Origin of the sequence: Actinomadura sp. (assembly GCF_044508335.1) — a bacterium.
In the GTDB taxonomy this organism is placed as follows: domain Bacteria; phylum Actinomycetota; class Actinomycetes; order Streptosporangiales; family Streptosporangiaceae; genus Spirillospora.
The window spans coordinates 75,820-95,820 of sequence record NZ_JBIQHY010000010.1; the positions used below are offsets into that span (position 1 = coordinate 75,820).

The 20,001-nt window shown below is 72.7% G+C and carries 19 protein-coding genes; 10 read left to right on the top strand and 9 right to left on the bottom strand.

Annotated features, from left to right (window positions below; genetic code table 11):
- The 7 genes from ACIWVC_RS06335 to ACIWVC_RS06365 form a co-directional block, all read right to left on the bottom strand.
- Positions 1-918, bottom strand: a complete 918-nt coding sequence (locus ACIWVC_RS06335) for an NAD(P)-dependent oxidoreductase (RefSeq protein WP_396446118.1) — start codon at positions 916-918, stop codon at positions 1-3.
- The gene (pcaC, locus tag ACIWVC_RS06340) at positions 911-1,306 is read right to left on the bottom strand and encodes a 4-carboxymuconolactone decarboxylase (protein WP_396446119.1); all 396 of its coding nucleotides are present in this window, start codon (positions 1,304-1,306) and stop codon (positions 911-913) included. The genes ACIWVC_RS06335 and pcaC overlap by 8 nt, the downstream gene beginning before the upstream one ends.
- A gap of 79 nt (positions 1,307-1,385) precedes the next feature.
- Positions 1,386-1,772: a cupin domain-containing protein gene (locus tag ACIWVC_RS06345; RefSeq protein ID WP_396446120.1), complete on the bottom strand. Its 387-nt coding sequence runs from the start codon at positions 1,770-1,772 to the stop codon at positions 1,386-1,388.
- 39 nt (positions 1,773-1,811) lie between these two features.
- On the bottom strand, positions 1,812-2,795 hold the full coding sequence (locus tag ACIWVC_RS06350) for an NAD(P)-dependent oxidoreductase (protein ID WP_396453907.1): 984 nt from the start codon (positions 2,793-2,795) through the stop codon (positions 1,812-1,814).
- Positions 2,792-3,610, bottom strand: a complete 819-nt coding sequence (locus ACIWVC_RS06355) for an SDR family NAD(P)-dependent oxidoreductase (RefSeq protein ID WP_396446122.1) — start codon at positions 3,608-3,610, stop codon at positions 2,792-2,794. The genes ACIWVC_RS06350 and ACIWVC_RS06355 overlap by 4 nt, the downstream gene beginning before the upstream one ends.
- A gap of 90 nt (positions 3,611-3,700) precedes the next feature.
- On the bottom strand, positions 3,701-4,495 hold the full coding sequence (locus ACIWVC_RS06360) for an N-acyl homoserine lactonase family protein (protein ID WP_396446124.1): 795 nt from the start codon (positions 4,493-4,495) through the stop codon (positions 3,701-3,703).
- Complete coding sequence (locus ACIWVC_RS06365; protein ID WP_396446125.1) at positions 4,492-5,268, bottom strand: carboxymuconolactone decarboxylase family protein; 777 nt, start codon at positions 5,266-5,268, stop codon at positions 4,492-4,494. The genes ACIWVC_RS06360 and ACIWVC_RS06365 overlap by 4 nt, the downstream gene beginning before the upstream one ends.
- 508 nt (positions 5,269-5,776) lie before the next feature.
- On the opposite strand from ACIWVC_RS06365, the gene ACIWVC_RS06370 reads away from it, so the two are divergent.
- From ACIWVC_RS06370 to ACIWVC_RS06390, 5 genes are read left to right on the top strand one after another with little or no spacing between them, the layout of a single operon-like run.
- Positions 5,777-7,003, top strand: coding sequence for an ABC transporter substrate-binding protein (locus ACIWVC_RS06370; protein ID WP_396446126.1), 1,227 nt, complete (start codon positions 5,777-5,779; stop codon positions 7,001-7,003).
- A gap of 35 nt (positions 7,004-7,038) precedes the next feature.
- The gene (locus ACIWVC_RS06375) at positions 7,039-7,911 is read left to right on the top strand and encodes a branched-chain amino acid ABC transporter permease (protein WP_396446127.1); all 873 of its coding nucleotides are present in this window, start codon (positions 7,039-7,041) and stop codon (positions 7,909-7,911) included.
- Positions 7,911-9,791: a branched-chain amino acid ABC transporter ATP-binding protein/permease gene (locus ACIWVC_RS06380; protein ID WP_396453908.1), complete on the top strand. Its 1,881-nt coding sequence runs from the start codon at positions 7,911-7,913 to the stop codon at positions 9,789-9,791. The genes ACIWVC_RS06375 and ACIWVC_RS06380 overlap by 1 nt, the downstream gene beginning before the upstream one ends.
- Positions 9,788-10,477, top strand: a complete 690-nt coding sequence (locus tag ACIWVC_RS06385) for an ABC transporter ATP-binding protein (RefSeq protein ID WP_396446129.1) — start codon at positions 9,788-9,790, stop codon at positions 10,475-10,477. Before ACIWVC_RS06380 ends, ACIWVC_RS06385 begins: the two co-directional genes overlap by 4 nt.
- Position 10,478: 1 nt before the next feature.
- The gene (locus ACIWVC_RS06390; RefSeq protein WP_396446130.1) at positions 10,479-11,735 is read left to right on the top strand and encodes an amidase; all 1,257 of its coding nucleotides are present in this window, start codon (positions 10,479-10,481) and stop codon (positions 11,733-11,735) included.
- A 58-nt stretch (positions 11,736-11,793) separates the two neighbouring features.
- Here the strand turns inward: ACIWVC_RS06390 and ACIWVC_RS06395 are convergent, their stop codons facing one another.
- Positions 11,794-12,231 carry a Zn-ribbon domain-containing OB-fold protein gene (locus ACIWVC_RS06395; protein ID WP_396446131.1) on the bottom strand — a complete coding sequence of 146 codons (438 nt, stop codon included), beginning with the start codon at positions 12,229-12,231 and terminating at the stop codon, positions 11,794-11,796.
- Positions 12,228-13,367: a thiolase C-terminal domain-containing protein gene (locus ACIWVC_RS06400; RefSeq protein ID WP_396453909.1), complete on the bottom strand. Its 1,140-nt coding sequence runs from the start codon at positions 13,365-13,367 to the stop codon at positions 12,228-12,230. The genes ACIWVC_RS06395 and ACIWVC_RS06400 overlap by 4 nt, the downstream gene beginning before the upstream one ends.
- A gap of 276 nt (positions 13,368-13,643) precedes the next feature.
- Between ACIWVC_RS06400 and ACIWVC_RS06405 the strand changes: the two genes are divergently transcribed.
- The 5 genes from ACIWVC_RS06405 (at position 13,644) to ACIWVC_RS06425 (ending at position 19,853) form a co-directional block, all read left to right on the top strand.
- Positions 13,644-14,411 carry a GntR family transcriptional regulator gene (locus tag ACIWVC_RS06405; protein WP_396446133.1) on the top strand — a complete coding sequence of 256 codons (768 nt, stop codon included), beginning with the start codon at positions 13,644-13,646 and terminating at the stop codon, positions 14,409-14,411.
- 357 nt (positions 14,412-14,768) lie between these two features.
- Positions 14,769-15,572 (top strand): enoyl-CoA hydratase/isomerase family protein, encoded by an 804-nt coding sequence (locus ACIWVC_RS06410; RefSeq protein ID WP_396446134.1) that lies wholly within the window; start codon positions 14,769-14,771, stop codon positions 15,570-15,572.
- On the top strand, positions 15,569-17,938 hold the full coding sequence (locus tag ACIWVC_RS06415; protein WP_396453911.1) for a CoA transferase: 2,370 nt from the start codon (positions 15,569-15,571) through the stop codon (positions 17,936-17,938). The genes ACIWVC_RS06410 and ACIWVC_RS06415 overlap by 4 nt, the downstream gene beginning before the upstream one ends.
- The gene (locus tag ACIWVC_RS06420) at positions 17,932-19,161 is read left to right on the top strand and encodes a PrpF domain-containing protein (protein ID WP_396446136.1); all 1,230 of its coding nucleotides are present in this window, start codon (positions 17,932-17,934) and stop codon (positions 19,159-19,161) included. The genes ACIWVC_RS06415 and ACIWVC_RS06420 overlap by 7 nt, the downstream gene beginning before the upstream one ends.
- Before the next feature lie 182 nt (positions 19,162-19,343).
- The gene (locus ACIWVC_RS06425; RefSeq protein WP_396446137.1) at positions 19,344-19,853 is read left to right on the top strand and encodes a nitroreductase/quinone reductase family protein; all 510 of its coding nucleotides are present in this window, start codon (positions 19,344-19,346) and stop codon (positions 19,851-19,853) included.
- The last annotated feature ends 148 nt before the right edge of the window (positions 19,854-20,001 follow it).

Below are 20,001 nucleotides of genomic sequence, written 5' to 3' on the forward strand. Positions count from 1 at the left end.
TCAGGATCCCGGGGCGGACGGATCATGCTGGGCTTCGAGCCAGCGCACGATCTCGGTGTGGTCGGCGTCCTCCGGCAGCAGCTCGGCGGCGCGTGCCCACAGCCCGGTGGCCGCCTCCCCGAGACGCGACGGCCGCCCGGCCGCCTCCGCGAGACCGACGGCGATGCGCATGTCCTTGAGCATGAGGCGCAGCGCGAAACCGGAGTCGAAGCCGCCGTTGAGGATGAAACGCGGCCACTTGGTCTCCGTGGAACCGCTGCGACCGCTCGAACCGTTGATCGCATCGAGCATCACCTCGGGGTCCAGCCCGAACTCCCGGCCGGCCAGGATCGCCTCGGAGCTGACCAGGAGATGGGTCGCCGACAGCAGGTTGTTGAGCGCCTTGAGGGCGTGGCCGGCGCCGACCGGGCCGACGTGCAGCACCCTGCCGAAGGCCTCCAGCAGGCCCCGGACGCCCGCCACCGCTTCCGGTGAGCCGCCGGCCATGATCGTCAGAGTGCCCTGCCGGGCGCCGGTCACTCCGCCGGAGACCGGTGCGTCGACCAGGGGGACGCCCCGGTCTGCGGCCGCCGAGGCCAGCTCCCGCGTGCGCACGGGGTCCGAGGACCCCATGTCGATCAGGACGGCGCCCTCCGCCATGCGGGCGAGCAGGCCGTCCCCGACGGCCACGGAGTGGACGATCGCCGAGTCCGGCAGCATCATCACCACGGCTTCCGCGCCGTCCGCCGCCTCCGCCGCCGTCCCGGTGACGGACGCCGCGGCGGTCTCGGCGAACCTGGCGCGGGCCGCGGGGTCGGCGTCGAACCCGCGCACGGCGTAGCCCGCGCGGGCGAGGCGGCCGGCCATCGGCGAGCCCATGTTGCCCAGCCCGACGAAGCCCACGGCGGCGCCGGGCGCGAGGATCCGCACGTCAGCCATGCGAGCGGACCTCCGCCAGCGCCTTCTCGGCGACGCGGAAGGACTCCAGGGCGGCGGGAGCGCCGCAGTAGACGAGCGTCTGCAGCAGCGCCTCCTGGATCTCCTCTTCCGTGCAGCCGTTCGCGACCGCGCCGCGCACATGGACGGCGAGCTCGTGCATCCGGCCGAGCGCGGTGAGCATGGCAAGGTTCAGGAGGCTGCGCGTCCTGCGGTCAAGGCCGTCGCGCGTCCAGATCTCCCCCCAGCAGTACTCGGTGACCAGTTCCTGGACGGGTCGCGCGAAATCGGTCACCTGAGCCATCGACCGGTCGACGTGCTCGCTGCCCAGAACCTCGCGGCGCGTCCGGAGACCGCGCTCGAAACGACCGTCGGCCTGCTGCTCCGTCATGCCCATGTCCCCATCTCCTGTGGTGTTCGCTGCCGACTCCCTCGCCGCCCGGCCGGTGCCCGCCGGCGGACCCGCCCGGTCATGACGCGGCGCCGTACTCGTCGTCGCCGACCGGTTCGAGCCAGCTCGTCGTCCCGAGGGAGACGGCCAGGTGCAGGAGGCAGCTCACGGGACTCCCGCCGTGCCAGTGGACCTCACCGGGCGGGACCCAGACGGTGTCGCCGGCGCGCAGCGGCTGCGGCGCCTCGCCGCGGGTGCACACCAGGCCGCTTCCGGCGGTGACGTGCAGGACCTGGCCGCGCTCGTGGCTGTGCCAGTGCGTGCGCGAGCGCGGGGCGAAGAAGACGTTGTTGATCGTGGTGCCGTCGGTCGCCGGGAGCACGGGATCCGCCCAGACGGTCCCGGTGAAGGTGGCCGTGCGCGGGCCGGAGACCCCGTCCGGGGCGCGGCCGCGGATGATCTTCATGGTGAGCCCTTTCGTCGCCGTGCCGCGGGTGCGCGGCGTTCAGTCCGTCTCGGCCGGGGCCGGTGCGTCGTACAACCGGACCCCGCCGGCGATGTCGCCGATCGCGTCCACGACGCGGTTGCTGATCGCGTCGGCGTACCCGGTGCCGCCGGCCAGGCCGAAGCTCGCCAGCGGCCCGGGGGCGTTGAGGCTGGGGACGCCCAGCTCGCGCAGGTGGTCGACGTACAGGACGACGTCCTTCATCATCAGCGCGCTGGTGAGGCCGCCTTCGAGGTAGTCGCCCTCGACGATGCGGGGGAAGCGGTTGAGCGTCGCGAAGTTGACGCCGCTGCCGGCGTTGAACACCTCCAGCAGCGTCCGCAGGTCCAGTCCCGCCTTGCGGCCGGCGACCATCACCTCGGCGGTCGCCGAGAGCGCCACCGCGTTGAGGAAGTTGTTGAGGAGCTTGGCGGTGTGGCCCGCGCCGCTGCCGCCCATGGGGAACACCTTGGCGGCGAACAGGCGGAACAGCCGGTCGAGCGACGCCAGGGCCTCCGCCGAGCCGCCGACCATGAGCGTCAGCGTGCCCTTCTCCGCGGCCGCGGCGCCGCCGGTGACGCCCGCGTCCAGGTATTCGACGGAGCGCTCGGCGAACGCCGCGTGCAGCCTGACGGTCGAGGACGGGGCGGCGGTGCTGAGGTCCACCACGATCTGGCCCGGTCGGCTGGACGCCAGGATCCCGTCGCCGCCGAGGACGGCCGCTTCGACGGCCCTGCTGTCGGGAAGCGACAGCAGGACGACGTCGCTGCCTTCGGCGACCTCGGCGGCGCTCGCCGCGGCGGCCGCGCCCGCCGCCGCGGCCCGCGAGGCGTCCAGGTCGAACCCGAGCACGGGATGCCCGGCGTCGACGATGCGCCGCGTGATGCGGCCCCCCATGTTCCCGAGCCCGATGAACCCGATGCGCTGTCCGGTCACGTTCCCCGCCTCCTCTCCCCCCGCGGTGGGCGCGCGGCCCCCGCGGGGAACATGCCGTGTCCTCGTCATGCGCCGTCCTCCGGGACCCAGGCGCCGGCGCCCCCGGACGGCCGGACGGTGTTCACCACGGACGCCCCTCCGTCCGCGGAGACGATCTCGCCGGTGACGTAGCCCGCGTCGGCGCTGAGCAGGAAGGCGACCACCCCGGCGATCTCCTCGGGCGTACCGACGCGGCGCATGGGGGTCGTGGTGCCGCGCTGCTCCATGTCCCCGCCGCCGCCCCTGGCGGCCCCGCCCGCCGCGAACAGCCCGGTCGGGACGAGCCCGGGGGCGACCGCGTTCACCCGCACGCCCCGCGGCCCGCCGTACACGGCCGCGCCGTGCACGAGCCCGGCGACGCCGTGCTTGGACGCCTGGTACGGCAGCAGGTCGGAGCTGCCGCGCAGCCCGGCGATGGACCCGGTGACGACCACCGCACCGCCGCCGCCCTGCTCCTCGTACCGGCGGAAGGCGGCGCGCAGGCCGAGGAACGGGCCGCGCAGGTTGACCGCGATCACCCGGTCGAAGTCCTCGGCCGGCAGGTCGGGGAGGCGGGCGAAGGTCCCGAAGATCCCGGCGTTCAGGTGGTGCAGGTCGATCCGCCCGTAGCGGTCGACCGCGGCGCGGACGTAGCGGTCGACGTCCGCCTCCCGCGACACGTCGCCCTGGACCGCGATCGCCTCGCCGGGCAGAGCCGCGGCGGTGGCCTCCGCCGCCGCGCCGTCGATGTCCACGACGACGACCCGCGCTCCCTCCCCGGCCAGGCGCCGGGCGCTCGCGGCGCCGATGCCGCCGCCCGCGCCGGTGACGACCGCGACCTTGCCGTCGAGTCCGTTCAGAGCCATGGCCTGCTTTCTTTCGTGTCGGCCGGTGCCGCTCGCGCGGCCCGGCTGGTCGTCCGGCGGGAGCCGTTCTCCGGCGGAGGGCGGAGGAGGTCAGCCGATGCGGACCGCCATGCCCGGGTCGAGCCCGCCGAGCGGGGGGAACCTGCGCATCACTTCCGGGTCGTGACCGGGCACGAGGACCCTGCCGGGTTCCGCGGCGATCTCCTTGAGCATGTCGAAGCCGCGGTACATCGCCTCCAGGTCGGCGACGAAGGCGAAGGGCCGGTCCCGCTCGATCTCCTCGTAGTAGTGGACGGAGTCGGAGGCGAGCACCGCCTGCCCGCCGGCCGTCTCCACGACGACGATCGCCTGCCCCGGTGTGTGGCCCCCGACGGGGATCACCTCGATGCCGGGGGCGGCCGTGTACGGCTTGTCGACCAGGGTCATCCGGCCCTGCGCCCGCACCTCGGCGAGGTGCGCCGTCTCCCGCGCCTCCGCCGACCATGCGAACTGCGCGCGCCGGGCGTAGGGACCGGTCCAGAAGTCGAACTCCCGCCGGGCCATGATCACCTCCGCGGCCGGGAACCGCGCGAGGTTGCCGATGTGGTCGTAGTGCGCGTGGGTGACGATCACCTGCGGCACCGCCGCGGCGTCCACCCCGGCGCGGGCCAGCGCCTCGACGGGGTCGGCCAGGGTGGTCCGGCCCCTGCGGGCCCCGCCCTCCGGGCCGAAGCCGGTGTCGATCACGACCGTGCGGCCTGGGGCGCGGGCGATCCAGCAGTAGTAGTCCATCCCGAGTGGCTCGTCCGGCTCGCCGTATATGGCGTAGTTGAGGTAGATCTCTGCCTTCGCCCCGGCTCGCGTGCCGTACCGGAGCGCGACCACTTCGTAGGCGGCGCCGCTCATCGCCGGCTCACGGGCCGGTTCTCCGGGTCGGCCATCTCCTCCACCAGGATGGGGGCGGCGGACGTGGCCGCATGGATGCCGATGACGCTGGCGATCTCCATGACCTCGAGGATCTCCTGCGCGGTCGCTCCGTGGCCCAGGGCGTTCTCGATGTGCAGCTTGAGACCCTTGACGTACAAGTGGGTCGCGGCGGTGTCGAAGGCGATGTAGATGAGCTCCTTGACCTTCGGTTCAAGGGTGCCGGTCCGCCACGGCACGGAGGAGAACTCGGTGTAGGCCGCGAACAGTTCGGGGTCGAGTTCGAGCATCTCGTCCCAGAAGGAGTGCCAGTAGCCGCGCGTCTCGGTGAACTCGGCCTTGAGCTTCTCCTGGTGCTCGGTGAGGGGCGCCGGTCCGTCGCGCAGGCCCTTCTCCTCCAGGACCTCCACCAAGGTCGGCACGCCGATGTTCATCGCGTGGATGCCCAGCGTGGAGGTCAGTTCGAGCACCTCCATGATCTCCCTGGGGGCCGCGCCGAGCCGCAGCGCGGCCCGGACGTGCTGCCGGACGCCCGGGAGGTACATATGCGTGGCCGCGGCGTCCACGGCGATGTAGACGAGCTCCTTGACCTTGCCGTCCAGGTGGTTCTTCTGCCACGGGACGGCGGAGAAGCCGGTGTAGGCCCTCACGAACTCGGGGTCGAGCTCCAGCATGGCCTGCCAGGCGTCGCCCCAGGTTCCGCGCACCCGGATGAACTCGTCCTTGATCTCTTCCTGACGGGCGCTGAGCGCCATGGCGTGACTCCTTCGGGATCGCGGCGCCGGTGCGGCGCCGGCGGGCCGGCGGCGGTTGTTCCGCCGGAGCCGTCCGTGATGTCAGACAATACGATCGTCTGACGAAGAAATTCAAGGGCCATCTCTGCCCGCTCGCAGGACCCCGGGGCAGGGTCAGGGCCGGAGCGACGGCGGCGCCACCACACCCCCGCTGAGGCCGAAGTTCCTGGCCAGCGTCATTGGACGGCCCCTTCGCCGATCTCGCGAAGAGGCTATTGCCGCTGCGTGGGGCCGAGGGCTACACTGCACGCATTAATTGTCAGACGAGCCGACAGTCCAACGAAACGCTCGGAGGCCCCGGTGCGGTCGTTGCGCGGTCAGGCAGGGCCGAGGAACCGGTTCTGCGGCCACGGACTCCGGCGCCTCCCCCACGGGCCGGACGGGCCGCATCCGGCGGCCGACGGATCCATGTCGCACCAGCACGGCAACCCCACGAAATCCCCGTCAGAAGCGATGACAGGAGACGACCATGTCGTATGAACCGCGGGCCCGCACGATCCGCCGCCGCCCCGGCGGCCGCCCGAGGTCCCGCGCCCTGCTCGGCGCCGGCGCCGTCGGCGCGACGCTCGCGCTCCTGGTGAGCGCCTGCGGCTCGGGAACCGGCGACAGCGCCTCGGCCGGGTCGGACGACCCGATCGAGCTCGGCATCTCCGTACCGCTGAGCGGCGCCGTCGGGTCGAGCTGCACCCCGATGAACAAGGCCATGCTCGCCTGGTTCAAGCACGTGAACGACTCCGGCGGCGTCAACGGGCGACAGATCAAGATCGACAACCGGGACGACGGCTACGATGCCGCGCGGGCGGTCACGAACACCAAGGCGTTCATCGCCAAGAAGGTCGTCGCGGTGACCGGCCAGTGCGGGAGCCTCCAGCCGCCGGCGCAGGTGCCGCTGCTCGGCGCGGCGAAGATCCCCTTCCTGTTCGTGTTCGGCGCGTCCACGAAACTGCTGGACCCGCTGAACCCCATGTACTTCAACCTCATGCCGACCTACGGCGACCAGCTGGTCGCCGCGGTGCCGTGGATTTTCCAGCACCACGGCACCGGCAGCGTGGCGATCATGAGCACGACCACGCCCGACTCCGAGCACACCGCGAGCTCGGTGTCGGAGGCGGTGAAGAAGGCCGGCGGCACCGTCGCGGGAACGTTCACCGCCCCGCCGGGGACCGCCGACTTCTCCCCCTACGTGCTCAAGATGAAGGGGCTGCACCCCGACTACATCGTGCTCAACCAGATCCCGCAGGACGCGGCGCGCTTCACCAAGGCGATGACGGCGCAGAAGCTCGCGCCGACCAAGAAGCTGCTCGGAAGCTCCGCCGTCTCGCAGGCCACCTTCCTGTCCACCGTCGACCCGGCCGTCATGCCGAAGCTGGTGGTCACCTCCGACACGCTGGCGCCGTCCGCGGCGGAGAACACCGAGTGCACGAAGGTCGTCAAGGCCGCCGGCCTCGAGGTGGAGGGCGTCACGCTGCGCGGCTGCGGGACGGCCCAGGTCGTCACCGAGGTGCTGAAGCGGGTCGGGGACAAGGTGACGGGTCCCGCCATCGTCTCGGAGCTGGAGTCCTGGAAGAACGTGAAGGCGTCGGAGATCTACCCCGAGCTGACCTTCTCCAAGACCAACCACGTCGGCGTCAGCTCGCTGTACGTCCTCGGGGTCAAGGACGGCGAGTTCGAGCAGATCGGGCAGCTCGGCGAATGATCATGTCCCCCACCGCAAGGAGTCGGTGAGTCACCGTGCTCGCACTATCAGTGATCATCAGCGGGATCGCGTTCGGCCTGGTGATCGGACTGCTGTCGTTCGTCCTCGTCTTCCTGAACAAGACGACCGGTGTCGCGAACTTCGCCGCCGGCAACATCGGAATGTTCGAGACGTTCATCGTCTACCGGATCTACCTCTACCAGGGAGACGCGTACGTGGCGGCAGGGCTCGGGCTCGCGCTGAGCGTGCTCTTCGGCGCCCTGCTCTACCTGGTGGTGCTGCGGCCGTTCAGCAGCGCGGGCACGGCCAACATCCTGGTCCGGACCGTGGCGCTGTACCTGCTGCTCGCGGCGATGGCGAACGTGTTCTTCGGAAAGCAGCAGCCGTACACGTTCCCCACGCTGCTGCCCAAGGGCGGGGCGTCCCTCGGCGGTATCGTCATCGCCTGGTCCGACCTGATCAGCGTGGGCCTGGTCGTCGCCATCGGCGCCCTGTTCGTGGCGATGTTCCGCTTCACCGACCTGGGGCTGCAGTTCCTCGCCGTCGCGCAGCAGGCGCCGATCGCGCGGCTGCTCGGCGTCCGCGTGGGGCGGTTGTCGGCCATCGCCTACATGATCGCGGGCCCGCTGGCGCTGCTCATCGGCCTGCTCATGGCGCCGAAGCAGCTGCTGTTCTCCCAGATGATGGACCCGATCCTGCTGTACGCGTTCGCGGCGGCCGTCGTCGGCGGCTTCACCAGCCTGCTCGGCACCTTCGCCGGCGGGATCGTCATCGGGGTGGTCACCAACCTGGTCTCCACCTACCTCGGCGGCGACCTGGCGCTCGCCAGCGCGCTGGCGATCATGCTGGTCACGCTGGCCGTCCGGCCGAACGGGCTGTTCGGGACCGCTCAGGTGGCGAGGCTCTGATGCTGGCACGCGCACGCGAGAACGTGGGATGGCCCCTGCTGGGCATCCTGGTCCTGCTGGGCCTCGCGCCCCTGGTCGTCACCGAGGTGAGCATGCGGTCCGTGCTCGTGGTCGCCATGATCTACGCGATCGGCGCCGTCGGGCTGGACGTGCTGACCGGCTACTCCGGCCAGTTCTCCTTCGGGCAGTTCGTCTACTTCGCCATCGGCGCGTACGTCATGAGCTCGCTCCGCGAGTTCGGCGGGGTGCCCTGGCCCGCCGCGCTGGTGATCGGCGTCACCGCCGCCGGGGCGGTGGCCGCGCTGGTGGCGTCCGCCCTGGTCCGGCTGCGGTTCTTCGGCTCCGCCGTCGGCACCTTCTTCCTCGGCGCCGTCGCGGTCGACCTGCTGAGCGGGAAGCGGCTGGAGCAGTGGACCGGCGGCTCCAACGGGCTGGTGGCGCCGCCGGTGTCGCTCGGCGGCATCGACCTGAGCTCGGGGATGGGCCTGTACTTCGGCGCGCTGCTCGCGCTGACCGCGTCCGCACTGGTCTGCCTCCGCTACACCAGGACGAGGGCCGGAATCGCCTCCCGGGTGATCAAGCAGAACGAGGTCGTCGCCGCGGTGATGGGGATCCGGGTCGTCCGGGAGAAGGTGCGGGCGCACGTCCTCGCCGGATCGGTCGCGGGCCTCGGCGGCTGCATGCTCGCGATCAACCTGGGCTACCTGTCGCCCGAGACCTTCCACGTCACCCACTCGATCATGCTGTTCGGCATCGTCGTGGTCGGCGGGCTCGGCAGCATCGGCGGCCCGATCGTCGGCTCGGTGTTCTTCTTCGTCGCGACGTACGCGCTGTCCCTCATGTACGACGGGGTGTCGGAGCTGTTCTTCGCGCTGATCCTGCTGGCGATCGTGATCTTCTTCAACGGCGGGCTGTACGACCTCGGCGAGCGGGTGGCGCGGCTCGTCCGGACCCTTGCGGGCCCGTCCCTGCCGTCCCGGGCCGGGCGGGCGGGAGGCGGACCCGGTTCACCGGCCGGGGCGGCGGCCGGGCGGCACGCCCGGGGCGCGGGCGAGCCGCAGGCGTCCGGCGGGCCGGACGGGGCGAAGGTCATCCGCGGTGCGAGCGACGACGTGCTCCTGCGGCTGGAGGACCTCACCGTGCAGTTCGGCGGCGTCAAGGCGCTGGACGGCGTCTCCCTCGACGTGCGCCGCGGCGAGGTGCACGCGATCATCGGGCCCAACGGCGCGGGCAAGACCACCCTGCTCAACAGCATCAGCGGGGTCCAGGCGCCCTCGTCCGGAACGATCGTCCTCAACGGGCGCCCGCTCGGGAACCTGTCGGTCTCGTCCCGGCGCAAGCTCGGCATCTCCCGGACGTTCCAGCACCCCTCGCTGGTCGGGGACCTCGACGTGCTGGGCAACGTCGCGATCGGCGCCTACGAGAGCCACGACGGCACCGTCTGGACGGAGCTGGCGGGCACCCGGCGGAAGCGGCGCCTGCAGCGGCGGGCGCGGGCGCGGGCCGTGGCGGCGCTCGAAAGGCTGGAGTTCCCACGCGCGCGGTGGCACGTCCTCGCCGACGACATCACGATGGGCGAGCAGAAGCACGTCGACATCGCCCGCGCCATGGGCGGCGAGCCGACCCTGCTGCTCCTCGACGAACCGACGGCCGGCCTAGGGACGGAGGAGATCGCGTCGGTCGCGAAGGCGATCAGAACGGTCCGCGACTCGGGGGTGTCCATCCTGGTGATCGCCCACCATGTCGGGTTCGTCCGGCAGGTGGCCGACCGGTGCACCGTCCTGGACTTCGGGAAGGTGCTGGTCTGCGAGACACCCGGGCAGGTGCTCCAGGACCCGCGGGTCAAGGAGGTCTTCATGGGAACGGGGAGCAGGCGGTGACGTCGTCGGGACTGGTCGTCGAGGACCTGTACGTCAGGATCTCGGGAGCGCGCATCATCGAGGGGCTGTCGCTGTCGGTGCCGGTCGGGGAGATCGTGGGGCTGGCCGGGCGCAACGGCGCCGGCAAGACCACCACGCTCCGCGCCATCTCCGGGATGGCCGGCCGCAGCGGCGGGTCGGTCCGGCTGGACGGGCGGCCGCTGTCCACCAGGCCGGAGAACGTCGCCCGCGCCGGCGTCGCCCACGTCCCGGAGGGGCGGGGCGTTTTCGCCGACCTGACCGTGGACGAGAACATCCGGCTGGGCATGCTCGCCGGCCGCGGGCGAGACGAGGGGCTGCGGCGCAGGCTGGAGGAGGCGTTCCCCGCCGTGGCCCGGCTGCGGGACCAGAAGGCCGGGCGGCTGAGCGGCGGCGAGCAGCAGATGCTGGCGCTCGTCCGCGGCCTGGTCAGCCGGCCGAAGATCCTGCTGGTCGACGAGATGAGCCTCGGGCTGTCGCCGCGGGCGCTGCGCACCGCGATCGAGACGCTGGTCGCGTTCGGGCGGGCGGAACGGGTCGGCATGCTGATCGTCGACCAGAACAGCCGGATGCTGGAGGAGCACTGCGACCGGATGTTCCTGCTCAAGGACGGGCGCGTCGAGCCGTGGAGAGCCGCGCCCGAGGCCGCCTCGGCGTACTTCGACTGACATGGAGAAGGAAGCTTCCCCGCGGGGAGCCCGGGGGGTCCCCGGCGGCGAGGGGCCGGTGACGCGGTCGGTGGCCCGCTCGCTGCGGGTCGTCCGCCGCCTGGAGCCGAGGGTCCGGGCGTGGGCGCATCTCGACGAGCGGGGCGCCCTGGAGCGGGCCGCCCTGGCCGACCGGCGGCCGGCCGGGCCGCTGACCGGCGTGGTGGTCGGAGTGAAGGACCTCGTGGACACCGCCGGCATGCCGACGTCGTACGGGTCGGCGATCTACGCGGACCACCGCCCGTCCGCCGACGCCGACATCGTGACCCTGCTCGGGGACGCCGGGGGCTTCGTCCTCGGCAAGACGGTGACGACCGAGTTCGCGCTCATGACCCCCGGCCCGACCAGGAATCCGTGGCGGCTGACGCACACGCCGGGGGGCTCGTCCAGCGGCTCCGCGGCCGCCGTCGCGTGCGGCATGGCGGACGTGGCGGTCGGGACCCAGACCTACGGGTCGCTCATCCGGCCGGCCGGCTTCTGCGGGGTGTGGGCGTTCAAGCCGTCCCGGGGCAGGGTTCCGGCCGGCGGGGTGAAGCCGCTCGCGCCGAGCTTCGACCAGGTCGGCTGGTACGCCGGGTCGCCGGCGCTCCTCGTGGTGGTGAACCGCCTGGTCACCGGCGCGCCGCCGGTCCGGTCCGCCTCGTCGCCGCCGCGTCTCGGCTTCCTGGACGTGTCGTCCTGGCCGGGGCTGGAACCGGAGGTCCCCGCGAGCCTGGCGAGGCTGCGGGAAGTGGTGTCGCTGCGCGGCGCCACCGTGGTCGACCTCGACCTCTCGGACCTGCTCCTGCGCACGGGAGAGGCGCATCACACGGCGGCGTCCGCCGAGATCGCGGAGAGCCTGCGGCCGGAACTGGAGCACCACCGCGAACTGCTCTCCGCGCCGCTACGGGACTTCCTGGCCGAAGGCGCGGCGGTCGGCGCGGCGGACCGGGATGCGGCGCACGCGGCGCTGCGGGAGCTCGGCGCGAAGCTCGCCGCGGAGCTGGAGGCGGTGGACGCGCTGCTGCTGCCGTCCGCGACGGGTGAGGCGCCGAGCGGGCTCGCGTCGACGGGCGATCCGGTGTTCTGCTCGCCGTGGACGGCCGTCGGCTTCCCCGCGATGAACCTCCCCGGCGCGGTCGGCGCGACCCGGTTGCCGATCGGCTGGCAGCTGGTCGCCGGACCGGACCGGGACGACGCGCTGCTGAGGTGCGCCCTCTGGCTCGCCAAGAGGGCGTGAACGCCGAGCCGCCGCGAGATCACCCGCGCCCTCGGGCGGCGATGCGCCCCCCGGGGGGTCAATCCCGGTCGTCGATGCGCCAGCGGATGAACGTCACGTCCTCGTTCACCGCGTCGAACACGCCTCGGACGCGGGCGCCGACGCGGAGGGCCTCCGCGTCCCCCTCCATCAGCCCGTACATCTTCCGGCCGGCGTCCAGCTCGACGAGGCCGACCGCGTAGGGGACGTCCGCGGCGAAGGCGGGGTCGAGCGCCCGGTGGTAGACGGCGAAGCTCCACAGCCGCCCCCGGGCGGGGAACTCGCGCCATTCGCGCCCGGTGTGCTGGCACTCGGGGCAGACGGGTTCGGGCGGCCACTGCAGGTAGGAGCAGTTCGTGCAGCGCGGCAGGACGAGCCGCGACTCACGGGTCGCCGCCCAGAACGGCGCCGTGAGCGGATCGTCGACGTCGGGAAGCGGCTTGGCGTGGACGGGATGCGTCTCGGCGGTGTCGGTCATGCGGAGTCCCGGGTGGAGAGGAGTGTCGCCGCGCCCTTCCAGAAGTCATGTGTCTGTGCGTGAAGGGCCAGCGTGGCACCGTCCACCTGACGGTCTCCGCACTCTCCCCGGAGCTGGCGGACGGCCTCGTACAGATGCATCCAGTTGTGCGTGTAGCTCTCCGAGAGCTGCCCGCCGTGCGTGTTGACCGGCAGCGACCCGCCCGGCCTGGTGCGCCCCTCGGCGAGGAACGGGCCGGCCTCCCCGACACCGCAGAAGCCGTACCACTCCAGCATCTGCAGCACCCAGACCGATGTGCCGTCCTGGAGGTACGCCACGTCGATGTCGGCGGGGCCGACACCGGCCGCGGCGTACAGCCGCTCGGCGATGTCGCCGAGCCAGGGGCGCATGAGCTTGTCCTCGTTCTGCTCGTTCCGGATGGCCGACTGCTGGGCCGTCGAGAGCAGGTGCACGGGGGCGGCGCGGCAGTCCCGGGCCCGCTCCGCGGACGTGACGACGACCGCGGCGCCGCCGTCGGAGATCAGCGTCAGGTCGGGGCGGCGGAGCGGCTCCACGATGTACGGGTGGCGGAGGTAGTCGTCGATCGTCATCGGGTCGCGGAAGACGGCCCGCGGATTCAGCCGCGCCCACTCGCGCTGCGCGACCGCCACCCACCCGAGCTGCTCCTCCGTGGTCCCGTACAGGTGCATGTGCCGCCGGAAGGCCAGCGCGGCCGGACCGGCCACGTGCACCAGCCCGGCGAGGCGGAGCCAGTCGGCGGCACCGCCGATCGGGCGGGAGAAGCCGATTCTCGCGCTGCGCGCGTTGGTCCCGAAGGTGAGCAGTACGGTCGTGGCGAGCCCCGCCTGGATGGCCATCGAGGCCAGATGGAGGGAGAAGCCGCCCATCCCGTAGTCGAGGGTGGTGCTGAACGCGGGATTGATCCCGAGCAGAGGCCCCATGCTCTCGTCCGTGCCGTGCGCGGTGAGCGGCGCCTTGCAGGTGATCAGCCCGTCGACCGCGAGCTTGTCGAGCCCCGCGTCGGCCAGCGCGAGCACCGCCGCGCGCACGGCGATCTCCTCGGGCGACTCCCCGGGGATCTCGCCCTGCTCCGTGGCGCCCACCCCTACGATCGCGGTGCGTGCGCGCGTTCCCACCTGCCGTCTCCCATCGCTCTCCGGGTGAACCGGTCCCCAGCCGTCCGGCATGGATTGTCTGACCATCAGACATTATGCGCTATGTCCGGGAAGTGCAATCCCGCCGCCGGGTGATCGGCCACAGGCCCGCGAGCCGCGGGACTTCCGGCACCCGTCGTCCGCACGGCGCTCTCTCTTCCGATATCGTCCAAGAAACAGGAGTTGGTCTGGCCGTCCGACAGATGGGCCTCACGGCCCGCGCGGCGGCGTTCCGCATCGCGCAGGAGGAGTCCGGTCATGGCGGAGCAGAACAAGCCGGGGGGCGGGAGTTCGCCGTCCGCGACCGGAATGGGGCTGCGCGCGCCGATCGGCCGGGTGGCGGCGCCGCTGCGCGACCAGGTGCTCGAGGTCGTCCGCGAGGCCATCCTCGACTTCCGGCTCCGGCCCGGGCAGCGGCTCATCGAGCGGGAGCTGATGGAGCAGCTCAGCGTGTCCCGCGCGACCGTGCGCGAGGTGCTCGCGCAGCTGGCGTCCGAGGGCCTCGTCACCAACATCCCGCAGCGCGGCGCCATCGTCAGCGTCCTGACGACCGACGAGGCAGCCGACATCTACGAGATGCGCGTCGCCCTGGAGGCCCTGGCCGTCCGGCGGTTCGTGGAGCGGGCCACCGAGGAGCACATGGCGCGGCTGCGGGCCGCCTTCGACCAGCTCGAGGCGCTCAAGGACGGCGGCAGCGGCGAGGAGCTCGCGCAGCTCATCGCCAAGGACGAGTTCTACAAGGCCCTGTTCGAGGGCGCCGCGAGCCCCCCGCTGACCCAGATGCTGGGCAGCCTGCAGGGGCGGCTGCGGCGGCTCCGCTGGACGTCCCTGTCCGCTCCCGGGCGGCTCGAGCGGACCATCGCCGAGATGCGCATCCTGGTCGAGGCGATCGAGGAGCGGGACGTCAGCCGGGCCATGGCCGCCTCGGACATCCACGTCCGCAACGCCGCGGCGATCGCGCTGGCGCGGATGGCGGAGGCCGACGGCACGGCGGACGGCGCAGGCGAGGCGCAGGGCGGCGCGTGACGGCTCCCGCGGCACCGCACCCGAGCCGGACGGTCGCGTAACCGCTCCTTCGGGCCGCCGCATGACAGCGTCCTGCACGCGTACATCCGCTTCCGGGACGGCAAAGTGTCTGACATCCGCCCCGCGGTGTCGACGGGTGTCGATGGGCCCACGACGGCCGGCCCGACCCCGCGGACACCCAGCACCGAGCGGCGCCCATCCGCAGCTCATGGGCGTTGAACTTCCCATTTCCCGTCTTTCGCGGGCCTCGGCGCCACCGTGTCCACGGCAGCCTTGACGGGTGCCGTCCCGCGAGGCAAAATGAAGGAACTTCGTCTGACTGTCAGACAATATTCTGAGGCATCGGAGGGGCACGGCGTGGCGGAACCAGACCAGGAGACCTCCCCGAGCATCCTCGTCTCGGAGGCCGGGGAGGGGATCGTCCGCATCACCCTCAACCGGCCCGAGAAGCGCAACGCCCTCGACGCGGCGGCGCGGCAGGCCCTCATCGCCGCCCTGGACGCCGCCAGGGCCACGGCGAAAGTGATCATCCTGGCCGGCGCCGGGACCGCGTTCTGCGCCGGCATGGACCTCAACCAGCTCGCCGAGGGCGGCACGGACCAGGAGGACGAGCTGAACGCCTCCTGGCTGCGGGTGCAGGAGGACATCCGGCACCATCCCGCGATCGTCATCGCCGCGGCGCGCGGATACGCGCTGGGCGGTGGCTCCACGCTGATCAACGCGAGCGACCTCGCGGTGGTGGCGGAGGACGCGCAGATCGGCATGCCGGAGATCGGCTTCGGCTTCTACCCGGGCCTGGCCGGCCCGGCCGCTCAGCTCAGGCTGGCCCCGAAGCGCGCCGCCTGGATGATCCTGACGGCGAAGCGGATCGACGGCCGCACGGCCGTCGACTGGGGGATGGCCAACCTGGCGGTCGGCGCCGACGAGGTCGACGGCGCGGCGCTGGAGCTCGCCCGCCACATCGCGCGGTTCGACGCCGTCGCGCTGGAGTGGTCGAAGAAGGCCCTCTGGCACATCCCCATGCACGTCAGCGAATGGCGGACGGCGCTCGAATTCGGCGCCTACACCAACGCCCAGATCCACGCGCGGACCGACAGCCACCGCCAAGGGCTGGAGAACTTCACCGCGGGCCGCCCGAACCCGGGCCAGGGGGCGGCGTGACCACGACCGAGCCGACGCGCCTGCGGGTCGTGGAGATCGCCGGCGGCGTCGCGGGCGCGGTCTGCGGCCGGCTCTTCGCCGGGCTGGGCCACGACGTCGTCCGGTGCGAGCCGGAGGGCGGCGACCCGCTCCGGCGCCGCCCTCCGCTCAACGCCGCCGGGACCGGCCTGGAGTTCGTCGCGCTCAACGCCGGCAAGAGCGCCGTCGCCGCCGGCTCCGGCGACGACGGCGCCCGGACCGTCCGCCGGCTGCTCGGCCTGGCCGATGTCGCCATCCTCGATCTCACCCCGGACGCCGCCGCCGAGCTCGGCCTCACCCCCGACGCGGTGCGGCGGCGCCGGCCCCGCCTCGTCACCGTCTGGATCACCGGCTTCGGCCGCGACACCGCCTACCGCGACATTCCCGGCGACAGCCTCCTCGCCGAGTCCTACGGCGGCCTCGCCACGATGATCGGCGAGCCGGACCGCCGCCCGCTGAGCCTCGGCGGCGAGCAGGCCGCGCACTGCGCCGGCGTGACCGGGTTCCTCGGCGCCATGCTGGCGCTGCGCCGGCGGGACGCCGGGCACGGGGGCGACCTGGTCGAGGTGGCCATGTGCGACGTCGTCGCGTACATGGACTGGAAGAGCGACATCGTCCAGTCCATGACCGGCCGCCCGCCCATGAGGTCGGGGGCCGACCCCGGTGACTGGCGGCTGGTCCGGGCGCGCGACGGCTGGGTGGGATTCATCTTCCAGCAGAAGCACTGGCCTCAGGTCGTCGAACTCGTGGGGGCGCCCGGCCTGAAAGACCCGCTGCTGGCGGACGAGTCCGTCCGGCAGGCCCGTGCGGCCGAGTGGTGGCCGATCGTCGAGCAATGGGCGGCGGAACGGTCCGCAGAGGAGATCTACCGGGAGGCGCAGCGGCTCGGGCTGCCGTTCGGGTGGACGCCCCGAGCATCCGACCTCGTGCGCTCGCCGCAGCTGCGCCACCGCGGATTCATCGCGCCCGAGCCGGATCCCGGCGGCGCGGCCCCCGCCGTGGGGACGCCCGTCCACACGGCCGGGCTGCCGTGGCGGTCGGGCACCGCCCCCGCGGCCGCGCGCCGGGTTCCCGTGACCTGGACGTCCCGGACGCCGGACGCCTCCCCCGAGCCCGGCGCCGCGGGGGACGCCGCGCCGCTCAGCGGGATCGTCGTGCTCGACTTCGGCACGATCACGGCGGGCGCGGCCGTCACCCGGCTCCTGGCCGACTACGGCGCGACCGTCCTGAAAATCGAGTGGACGGACCGGCCCGACACCTTCCGCTCCTGGAAGATGCCCGACCCCGGCGACGGGTCCGCGCCCCCGGCATCGCCGTACTTCCCGTCCAACAACGTCGGGAAGCTCGGCGTCGCCGTCGACCTCAAGACCCCCGAGGGGCGCCGGGTCGTCCACCGGCTGGCCCGCCGCAGCCATGTCCTCGTGGAGAACTTCCGCGTCGGCGTCACACGGCGGCTGGGCATCGACGCCGCGACGATCCACGGGATCAACCCCGATCTGCTCTACCTGTCGCTGTCCAGCCAGGGCCAGGACGGTCCGGAGGCGGGGAACAGCTCGTACGGGTCCACCCTGGATCTGCTGTCCGGTCTCGCGTCCGTCACCGGGTACGAGGCCGGCCGTCCGCTCTGGTCGTCCTCGGACGTCAACTATCCCGACCAGCTGGTGTCCCTGTTCGGCGCCGCCTTCCTCGCCTACTGCGTGCAGCAGGGGATCAAGGGCGTGCACCTGGACGTCTCCCAGCGCGAGGTGGTGAGCTGGACGCTGGCGGCCGACATCGCGGACTACCTGGTCAACGGGCACGACGCGGTGCCGCGCGGGAACCGCCGCCCCGGCCGCACCCCCCACGACACCTATCCCTGCGCCGTCCCCGGCACGTGGATCGCCGTCTCATGCTTCACCGACCGGCACCGCGACGCCCTCGCCTCCTGCGTCACGTCCCTCCGCGGTCACGACGAAGCCTGGTGGTGGTCCCACGAGGACCTCGTCGACACCGAGGTGACCGCCTGGACGCGGCGGCGGACCAGGCGGGAGGCGCTCGCCGAGCTGCGCGCCGCGGGCGTCCCCGCCGTGCCCGTCCTGGACGCGGCCGACCGGCGCGCCGAGCCCGGCTTCGCCGCGCGGCGGGTCGTCCTGCCCACGGCCCGCGGGCCGGTCAAGGGCCTGCCGATGATCTTCCACGGGTACACCGCGGAACCGGACCTCACCGCGCCCGCCCTGGGCGCCCACACCCGGGCAGTGCTGCGCGACCTGGGCGGAATGCCCGACGATGAGATCGACGACTTGGAAGAACGCGGCGTCGTCCACTGCGCGCCGGACCGCGTCCACGAGCCAAGGAGCGCCCAATGGTGACCCTTTCAGCCACATCGAGCGGCGAGCTGCAGTCCGTCCCCGCAATGCTGATCCGCGGCGGCACCAGCCGGGGCGTCTACCTCCTCGAAAGCGATCTGCCCGCCGACCGCGCGCTCTGGGGCCCGTTCCTGATCGCGCTGTTCGGGGCACGCGACGTCCGGCAGCTCGACGGCCTCGGCGGCGCCATGCCGACGACGAGCAAATGCTGCATCGTCGGCCCGGGCTCCAGCCCCGGCGCCGACGTCGACTACACCTTCGCCCAGGTCGGCATCGGCGAGCCGAAGGTCTACTGGGATTTCAACTGCGGCAACCTGACGCCCGGCGTCGGCACGTACGCGGTGCTCAAAGGGCTGGTCCCCGCCCGCCCGGGAACGACCAGGGTGCGGATCAACCAGACGAACACCCGGATGCTGCTGAACGTCGACGTGCCGACGGCCGACGACGGCAGCCTCCTCATGGACGGCGATCTGGAGGTCGCCGGGGTCTCCGGGACGGCCGCCCCCGTCCGCACCGACTTCTCCGCGACGGTCGGCGCCTCCCTGGGCGGTGGCCTGTTCCCGACCGGCAACCGCTCGGACGTCCTGGACGTCCCCGGCGTCGGCGCGGTCACCTGCTCCATCGTCGACCTGGCGAACATGTGCGTGTTCTTCCCGGCGGAGCAGGCCGGCCTGACCGGCTACGAGACGTTCGACCAGGGTCCGGACGTCGTGGGCGCCTTCATCGCCGTCCGGCAGTCCGCGCAGCGCCTGCTCGGCGTCGACCCGCGGAAGACGACGCCGTGGCCGGTCGCCGTCGCCCCGCCCGCGTCCTACACCACGGTGAGCGGCGGGAAGCTCGCCGCGGGCGCCTACGACTTCGCGGTGCGGTTCGCCGGCATCCAGCCGATGCGCGACACCATGCACGAGGCGTACCCGGGGACCGCGAGCTGCTGCACGGCCGTCGCGGCCGTCGCGCGCGGCACCGTCGTCCACGACCTCTACGCCGCGCGGCCCCACGAGGATGGGACCGTGCTGATCGGCCACCCGTCCGGCACCATGCGCGTCGAGGCGAAGGTGCGCGAGGACGCGGGCGAGTGCGTCGTCGAACACGCCGCCTTCGCCCGCACCGTGCGGCCGATCATGAGCGGCGAAGCCTACGTCCGAAGGTCCGACCTGGCGGCACTGGCCGAAGAGATCGCCCCCGAAGACCTGACCCGCAGCGGCCCGCCCCCCGAAATCCGCTGACCCGCCGAGCCGCCTGCGGACTGAGCCCGGCATGGGCGCGCTGGTCTGTCCGGGACCTTCGGCCCTGCCTCCGTCTCACGCCGGTCTCCATCCTGGATTCACGTGGAGTGGAAGGGATGGCCAATGCGTGCGATGACGGGGACGAAGGGGTCGGCGGAGCAGCGGCGCGACGGGGGGCGGTCATGACCGCCCCGGTTCAGGCCACCGGGGGCAGCCCCTTCCGCCGGTTCAGCCGCTGGATGTACCGGGAGGGGCGGCCGAACGCGCTGGCACGCGTCCTGAACCGTATCGGCGCGCTGCATTTCGGCAGCGGCGTGCTGGCCCCCAGCCGGTGGGCGACGCTGGAGGTGCGCGGCCGCCGGACGGGGCGCACGATCTCGTTCCCCGTGGTGATCGCCGACTACGACGGCGAGTACTACCTGGTGTCGATGCTCGGGGACGACACCAACTGGGTCCGCAACGTCCGCGCGGCGGACGGCCGCGCGGTCCTGCTCAGGAGGCGCCGCCGGGCCGTCCGCCTGGTCGAGGTCTCCCCCGGCCTCCGCGCCCCGATCCTGCGCCGCTACCTGGAACTGGCACCGGGGGCCCGGCCGCACATCCCGGTGGACCGGCATGCCCCGCTGGCGAGTTTCGAGCAGGTCGCGGCCCGGTACCCGGTCTTCCGCATCACCCTCGACCGTCCCGGCGCGTGACCGCGGGCCCGGCCCCGGCGCGGCGGCCGACGGCCGTGCGCGCCGGACGTCCGGTGAAGGGCCTGTAGCCGGGTCGCGCGGGAGTAGACACCCCCGGGGGTATTTGGCAGTTCAGTCGTTCGTGGGCTACTTTGGCGCCCGTGGATAC